This is a genomic window from Thermoleptolyngbya sp. M55_K2018_002, assembly GCF_015295965.1.
Classification (GTDB): Bacteria; Cyanobacteriota; Cyanobacteriia; order Elainellales; family Elainellaceae; genus Thermoleptolyngbya; species Thermoleptolyngbya sichuanensis.
The window spans coordinates 1-6,491 of record NZ_DVEA01000376.1 but is presented as its reverse complement, the minus strand read 5'-3'; the positions used below and the strand labels follow the sequence as shown (position 1 = coordinate 6,491).

Sequence of the window (6,491 nt, the reverse complement as noted above, 5' to 3'; positions counted from 1 at the left end):
CGAGAACGTCAAACCATCCTCGCTGGGCTTGCGCTCTTCCCATTGCTATGGTCATTTCATAACCTCTTAATATGGCGCAAAGTCCAATCCTCTCACGGTGTGACTCTGTTTGACCAGAATCAGCGTCCCGATTGGAGTGGTGTGACTCAACTTGGTTTTAGGGAAACAAAGCCCAAGCAGGTATTTGTACCCAGCTCTTAATTCACCAAGCCAGTTTAGATTTGTCTATATGATAAGTACATACGAAAATTTTTACAATCCGATACGTACCTCTCATTTCAGATTTCGCATCACTGGCTGAACCCGAAATGGCCTGATTTCTCTGGATATCGGGTTGTGGAGACTCTCTAAGAACGCTGTAAAAACCTGAGAGAGACTGGAAGGAAATTAAGCAGGTCGTAAACTGAGCTAGCGCTGGGCCTGAGCTTTGAGAGTTATTCGCTGGACTTAGACAAGGCTAGTGCGAATGCCGTTGAGGAGAGATCTGCTCCGGCTGAGGGGCCAGATGTGCAGCATAATCGAGATTGAGGTGCTTTGCTCCTCAGCCAGATATCCAGTAGATATCAAATAGGACTTACGCACTTGCGATTAAATTTTCTGGGTTTTGGACGATTTCTCGCGGGCTGCACCCGCGAGAAATCCTCACAATCGCGTAAGTCCTAATCAAAATCAATTCAATCTGAACACATTAAAAACGACCTGGGAAATTGAGAGTATGACCGCATCCAGTGTGTCCACCGAGAGCCGCGTGCTGCGGAAGACGGTTGTGGGGTCTCGCCGCCTGAGCAACTATTGGTGGGCGACGGTAATTTTGGGCGGAGGACTAGGCTTCTTGCTGTCCAGCATTTCCAGCTATTTGAAAGTGAATCTGCTGCCGTTTTCTGACCCAACGCAGCTCGTTTTTATTCCGCAGGGGCTAGTAATGGGGTTTTACGGCGTGTTGGCGCTGCTGCTGGCGACCTATTTGTGGCTGGTGATTTTGTGGGATGTGGGCGGCGGCTATAACGAGTTCAACCGAGACACCGGAATGCTGACGATTTTTCGGTCGGGCTTTCCGGGCAAGAACCGCAAAATTGAAGTCACTCATAAGTTAGAGGACGTGCAGGCGATTCGCGTGCAGATTAAAGAAGGACTCAACCCGAAGCGATCGCTCTACCTGCGGATCAAAGGCAAGGGCGACATTCCCCTGACGCGGGTGGGACAACCGATGGCGCTGGCAGAACTGGAAACTGAAGGCGCTGAACTGGCGCGGTTTTTGGGTGTGCCGCTGGAAGGTCTGTAGCAAGTTGAGTGAGCTAGTTTAGGAGCTAGGAGACGCGCAATGAGACAGAAAATGGGGCGGTGGTTCGCCCTGATTGGACTGGTTGGCCTGATGCTAATTGGAGGCTGTTCGGGGGCGAATACGGACAGCGCTAGTTCTGGTACTGCATCTGGCGACTCGGCGATCGCCCAATCGCCCGTCCTCACGCCCGCTCCTGGCCCGTCTACGCCCTACGCAAACCTGGCACGACTGGACGGCGAAGCGACCGTCGAAATTCGGGTCAAGGGGTCGCCCATTGAAATCCAGGTGAACGGCCAGGATGCACCGATTACCGCCGGCAATTTCGTCGATTTGGTGAATCGCGGGGTCTACGACGGGCTGATGTTTCATCGCGTGGTGCGGGAGCCAGAGCCGTTTGTGGTGCAGGGCGGCGACCCCCAGAGCAAAGATGCCAGTGTGCCCCTGGGGATGCTGGGGACGGGCAGTTTTATTGACCCTGCCACCTCTAGCCCGCGCTACATTCCGCTAGAAATCAAGCCCGCTGGTGCAGCGGAACCCGTGTATGGGAAAACGCTGGAGCCTGGAACTGCGCCTGTGCTGAAACACACGCGAGGGGCTGTGGCAATGGCGCGATCGCAGTTTCCTGACTCGGCTTCGTCGCAGTTTTATTTCACCCTGGCGGATCTGGGCTTTTTGGATGGGCAGTATGCTGTGTTTGGCCATGTAACCCGCGGGATGGACGTGGTGGACGAGATTCAGCAGGGCGATCGCATTGAGACGGCCCGCGTTACCGCAGGGTTGGAAAACCTGAAGACGGGTGGCTAGGGGCACACGGTTTTTTATCCCGCGCACTTTACTCCTGTGAGCAACCGATGGGACTTGCCGAAACCCTCCTGTCTGCCTTGCCTAATAATCCGCTAGTGGGGCTGCGCCGAGCCGATGCCCTGTGGCAAGCCTATCGAGAGGGCAGGATTCCCTGTCCCACTGTCATAACTGAATCCTCAGAGCCGCTGGGCGAAACCGAGTGGGACGTGGTGATTTGCGGCGGCACGCTGGGGCTGCTGATGGGCTGTGCGCTGGTACGGCGGGGCTGGCGGGTGGCGCTGCTGGAGCGGGGCATTTTGCAGGGGCGCGACCAAGAGTGGAATATTTCGCGGCGAGAACTGGCGGTGCTAGTCTACCTGCATCTGCTGAGTCCGGCAGAACTGGAGGGGGCGATCGCCAGTGAATATAATCCTGCCCGCATCGCCTTTCAGGGCGGCACCGAACTCTGGGTGCGAGACGTGCTGAATGTGGGCGTGAGTCCCCGACAGTTGCTCGAAACGCTGAAAGCAAAATTTCTGGCAGCAGGTGGGCAGTTGTTCGAGCAGACGGGGTTCGCTGCGGCAACGGTTCACCCGGATGGTGTGGCAGTGCAGGCTGGCAACGGGTTCAAAACGCGGCTGCTGCTAGACGCGATGGGGCACTTTTCGCCCATTAGCCAGCAGGCAAGAGGCGGACAGAAGCCGGATGCGGTTTGTATGGTGGTGGGCACCTGCGCTCAGGGCTTTCCGCACAACGAAACGGGCGACCTGTTTGCCTCCATCACGCCGATTGAAAACCAGTGTCAATATTTTTGGGAGGCGTTTCCCGCCCGCGACGGCAGAACAACGTATCTCTTCACCTATCTGGACGCACACCCCAGCCGCCCCAGCCTGGAGCAGTTGTTTGACGAGTATTTTCGGCTATTGCCGCAGTATCAGGGAGTAGCGCTGGAAGCGCTAAACATTAGGCGATCGCTCTATGGCTTTTTCCCCTGCTATCGCCAGAGTCCGCTCCAGCCCCGATGGAACCGGATTTTGCCCATCGGCGACAGCAGCGGCGGCCAATCTCCCCTCAGCTTTGGCGGCTTTGGAGCGATGCTGCGCCACTTGCCCCGGCTGGCAGACGGCATCCACCAGGCCCTAGCAACCGACCAACTCCACCGTTCTGCCCTAGCGCTGCTGCAACCCTACCAACCCAATCTCTCTGTGACCTGGCTGTTTCAGCGGGCCATGAGCGTCGGGGTTGACCAGACCGTACCGCCTGACCGGATTAATCAACTGCTCTCGGCAGTGTTTGCCGATATGGCCGCGCTGGGTGACCCCGTGCTGCGGCCCTTTTTGCAAGACGTGGTGCAGTTTCCCGCGTTGGCCCAAGCCATGCTGCGAACCTCAGTAGCACACCCCCGCATTGTGCTGCAAATCATTCCGCAGGTGGGGCTGGGCACTCTCGCAGGCTGGCTCTGGCATTATGCCAACCTGGGGCTATACGCGGGCCTAGACCAAATCGGGCAGTTGCACAAGCGTTTTGGAGGCATATCGCTCCGCCCCTGGAGCAAGTCGCTGCCGCCCCCCTGGCGCTATCGCATCTCACGCTGGCTAGATGCCTGGAAGTATGGGTCGGGAGGGGATTATGAGCAGGAAGAGCAGGGAGAATAGGCAGCCCCCAGAACGTCGCTCTCCCTTCTATGCTCCCATTCCCATTCCCCTATCCTCCCATGCCCCCCTCTCGTTTTCTTTTCCGCATCACCCGCCGATACCCTGGCTGGATCGGGCTGACGGTGCTGCTGGGGCTGCTGGGGGGCGTGTTCAATGGCGTGAGTACGGCGCTGATTGTACCCGTGCTGCTGAATTTTTTGGGACAGCCTGTGCCGCTGCGGGGGCTGCCGGAGGCGATTCAGCGGCTACTGAGTCCGTTTGAAAATCTACCGGACGGGCAGCGGCTGTGGGTGATGACGGTGGCAGTGGTGCTGCTGATCGGGCTGAAAAATCTGGCGGCCTATGGCAATGCGCTGGTGGCGGGGGCGCTGAAGCGAGTGCTGGTGACGGATTGGCGTGAGGCGGGGCTGCGGCTGCTGCTGTCGGTGGATCTGAGTTTTTTTGCGGACAGCAGTCTGGGCGACGTGATGAACCAGCTCAACGTAGAGGTGAACCGCTCGGCGACGGCCGTGGCGACGGCGGTGCGGGGGCTGACGACGGGTATCACGATTCTGGTCTTTCTGGGGCTGCTGCTGGCGCTGTCGTGGCCGCTGACGCTGGTGGCGGCGGGGCTGCTGGCGGGGGTGACGCTGGTGAATCAAATGAGCGTAGCGCGATCGCGCCAGTATGGGGAAGCCCTGTCGGAAGCCTCAAAGCATTACTCCATCGCCCTGCTGGACGTGCTGACCGGGATGCGGCTGGTGCGGGCATCGGCGACGGAAGACCAGGAATATGCCCGACTGCGGTGGCGGGTGCGCGATCGCGAACGGGCCGAGTATCAATCCTTGGCTAGCTCAGCGGCGATCGCCCCCCTCAGCGAAGTCGTCGGCGTGGTGGCGCTGATTTTAATCGTGTGGATTGGGCGCACGTTTTTGGCAGCAGAAATGCAGACGCTTTCCACGGTACTGCTGACGTTTTTGCTGCTGCTGTTTCGGATGCTGCCGCTGCTGGCCCAGCTCAACACCGCCCGCAACCAGTTCGCCAACGCCCTGCCCAGCATCCAGCAGACCCAGGCCTTTTTGGACCGCCGCGACAAGCCGTTTATGCAAAATGGCACGATTCCTTTTACTGGTCTGCGGCAGGGCATTCGGTTTCGGGATGTGTCTTTTAGTTATACAGCGGGCGACTCCCGCAGGGATCGCTTCGCAAATCGCGCCAGTGGTGCGGCACAAAATCGCAATGGCCCTGCGGAGCCAGATCGCTTCGTGCTGGAACACATCTCACTGGAACTGCCCAAGGGCACGACGCTGGCGCTAGTGGGTGCATCTGGCGCGGGCAAATCGACCCTGGCGGATCTGCTGCCCCGCTTTTATGACCCGACGCTGGGCGCAGTGGAGCTAGACGGCATCGATCTGCGGCAGTTTGACCTGAAAACTGTGCGGCGGGCAATGGGCATCATCAGCCAGGACACGATTTTGTTCAACGCTTCGGTGCGCGACAACATTGCCTACGGCTGTCCCGACGCAACCGAAGCGCAAGTGTGGCAGGCGGCAAAACTCGCCTATGCCGATGAATTTATCCGGCAGTTGCCGAGCGGTCTGGATACCCTGATTGGCGATCGCGGCCTGTTGCTCTCTGGGGGACAGCGCCAGCGGCTGGCGATCGCCCGCGCCCTGCTGCAAAATCCCGAAATCCTTATCCTCGACGAAGCCACCAGCGCCCTCGACACCGTATCCGAACGGCTTGTGCAGGCCGCCATCGAAGCCCTTAGCCGCGATCGCACGACCCTGGTCATCGCCCATCGCCTCTCCACCGTGCAGCGGGCCGACCAAATCGCCGTCCTCGACCAGGGCCGCGTGGTGGAGTTGGGCACTCACGAGAACTTGCTGCGGCAAAACGGCTACTACGCCCGCCTCTGCGCCCTCCAGTTTGCCGACGAAATGGCCCCCAGCGCCAGCGCCGTACCCACCCAGCTAGCCCGCCGCTCCTACGAAATCCGCAATCGGCTCAACGCCATGATCGGCTCTCTGCGGCTGCTGGTCGATGGCATTGTGACAGACCCCGACGAGCAGATTGAACTCACCGAAGAAGCCTACTACTCCACGCTCAACGTGCTTCGTAGTCTGGAGGCGCTGGAACGCGGCTATGAAGGCAAGTCGGATTGAGCAATTTTCAGCAATTTTCAGAGAGATAGGACTTACGCAGTTGGACAATTTCTCGCGGGCTGCGTCCGTGAGAAATCGTCCAAAATCCAGAAAACTTATCACAAGTGCGTAATTCCTGAAGGAATCTTTCAGAGAACCAGGGATTAGGTTCAAAAACTAGCTGAATCTGGGCTTCCAGAGCTTTTGGGGCTTCCAGAGCTTCCAGGCTTCCCAGCCCGCCGTTTGGCTGCGCGTAGAGTAGGACGACAACTTTGCGATATTGCTCCGCAACGCTGGCGCGATCGCCAAAAATTCCCCACACGGGGAATGAGGTTGACCGATGCGGCCGAGCAAATTGGAACTATAGCGAGTTTGCATCGCAGAAAACAGCTTCAACCAATCACAGATCCAATCCATCAACGCAACGGCTTTCGAGCCAATGTTGAAACCGTTTAAGCCAATATTTCTGACCGTTGCATAAAAACTCGCGTCGAACCTGACATCTCAATCGAGCCTGTAGTCCCCAAATTGCGCTCAAGAAATCTGACTGAGAAATCTGACTGAGAAATCTGACTGAGAAATCTGACTGAGAAGATGTTTGAAAAGTCCTACTGTTTGTAGCAAAGCGTGCAAGATCCCCCTAAATCC

General features: G+C 57.9%; 5 protein-coding genes. 4 read left to right on the top strand and 1 reads right to left on the bottom strand.

Translation table 11 applies throughout. The annotated features are described in order from the left end of the window. Window positions 1-715: 715 nt before the first annotated feature. The 4 genes from IGS51_RS19465 to IGS51_RS19450 are packed head-to-tail and all read left to right on the top strand — an operon-like array spanning window position 716 to window position 5,864. Complete coding sequence (locus IGS51_RS19465) at window positions 716-1,282, top strand: photosystem I assembly protein Ycf4 (protein ID WP_172357825.1); 567 nt, start codon at window positions 716-718, stop codon at window positions 1,280-1,282. 39 nt (window positions 1,283-1,321) lie between these two features. After that, the gene (locus IGS51_RS19460) at window positions 1,322-2,086 is read left to right on the top strand and encodes a peptidylprolyl isomerase (RefSeq protein WP_297080449.1); all 765 of its coding nucleotides are present in this window, start codon (window positions 1,322-1,324) and stop codon (window positions 2,084-2,086) included. A 47-nt stretch (window positions 2,087-2,133) separates the two neighbouring features. After that, the gene (locus tag IGS51_RS19455; RefSeq protein ID WP_297080448.1) at window positions 2,134-3,720 is read left to right on the top strand and encodes an FAD-binding oxidoreductase; all 1,587 of its coding nucleotides are present in this window, start codon (window positions 2,134-2,136) and stop codon (window positions 3,718-3,720) included. 59 nt (window positions 3,721-3,779) lie between these two features. Then, the gene (locus IGS51_RS19450) at window positions 3,780-5,864 is read left to right on the top strand and encodes an ABC transporter ATP-binding protein (RefSeq protein ID WP_297080447.1); all 2,085 of its coding nucleotides are present in this window, start codon (window positions 3,780-3,782) and stop codon (window positions 5,862-5,864) included. A 156-nt stretch (window positions 5,865-6,020) separates the two neighbouring features. Here the strand turns inward: IGS51_RS19450 and IGS51_RS19445 are convergent, their stop codons facing one another. Further along, the gene (locus IGS51_RS19445) at window positions 6,021-6,221 is read right to left on the bottom strand and encodes a hypothetical protein (RefSeq protein ID WP_297080446.1); all 201 of its coding nucleotides are present in this window, start codon (window positions 6,219-6,221) and stop codon (window positions 6,021-6,023) included. Window positions 6,222-6,491: the final 270 nt, after the last annotated feature.

What these genes read in the sequence shown, in the direction of transcription:
- IGS51_RS19465 (WP_172357825.1), top strand. Translation starts at nt 716, where the DNA reads ATGACCGCATCCAGTGTGTCCACCGAGAGCCGCGTGCTGCGGAAGACG.
- IGS51_RS19460 (WP_297080449.1), top strand. Translation starts at nt 1,322, where the DNA reads ATGAGACAGAAAATGGGGCGGTGGTTCGCCCTGATTGGACTGGTTGGC.
- IGS51_RS19455 (WP_297080448.1), top strand. Translation starts at nt 2,134, where the DNA reads ATGGGACTTGCCGAAACCCTCCTGTCTGCCTTGCCTAATAATCCGCTA.
- IGS51_RS19450 (WP_297080447.1), top strand. Translation starts at nt 3,780, where the DNA reads ATGCCCCCCTCTCGTTTTCTTTTCCGCATCACCCGCCGATACCCTGGC.
- IGS51_RS19445 (WP_297080446.1), bottom strand. Translation starts at nt 6,221, where the DNA reads ATGCAAACTCGCTATAGTTCCAATTTGCTCGGCCGCATCGGTCAACCT.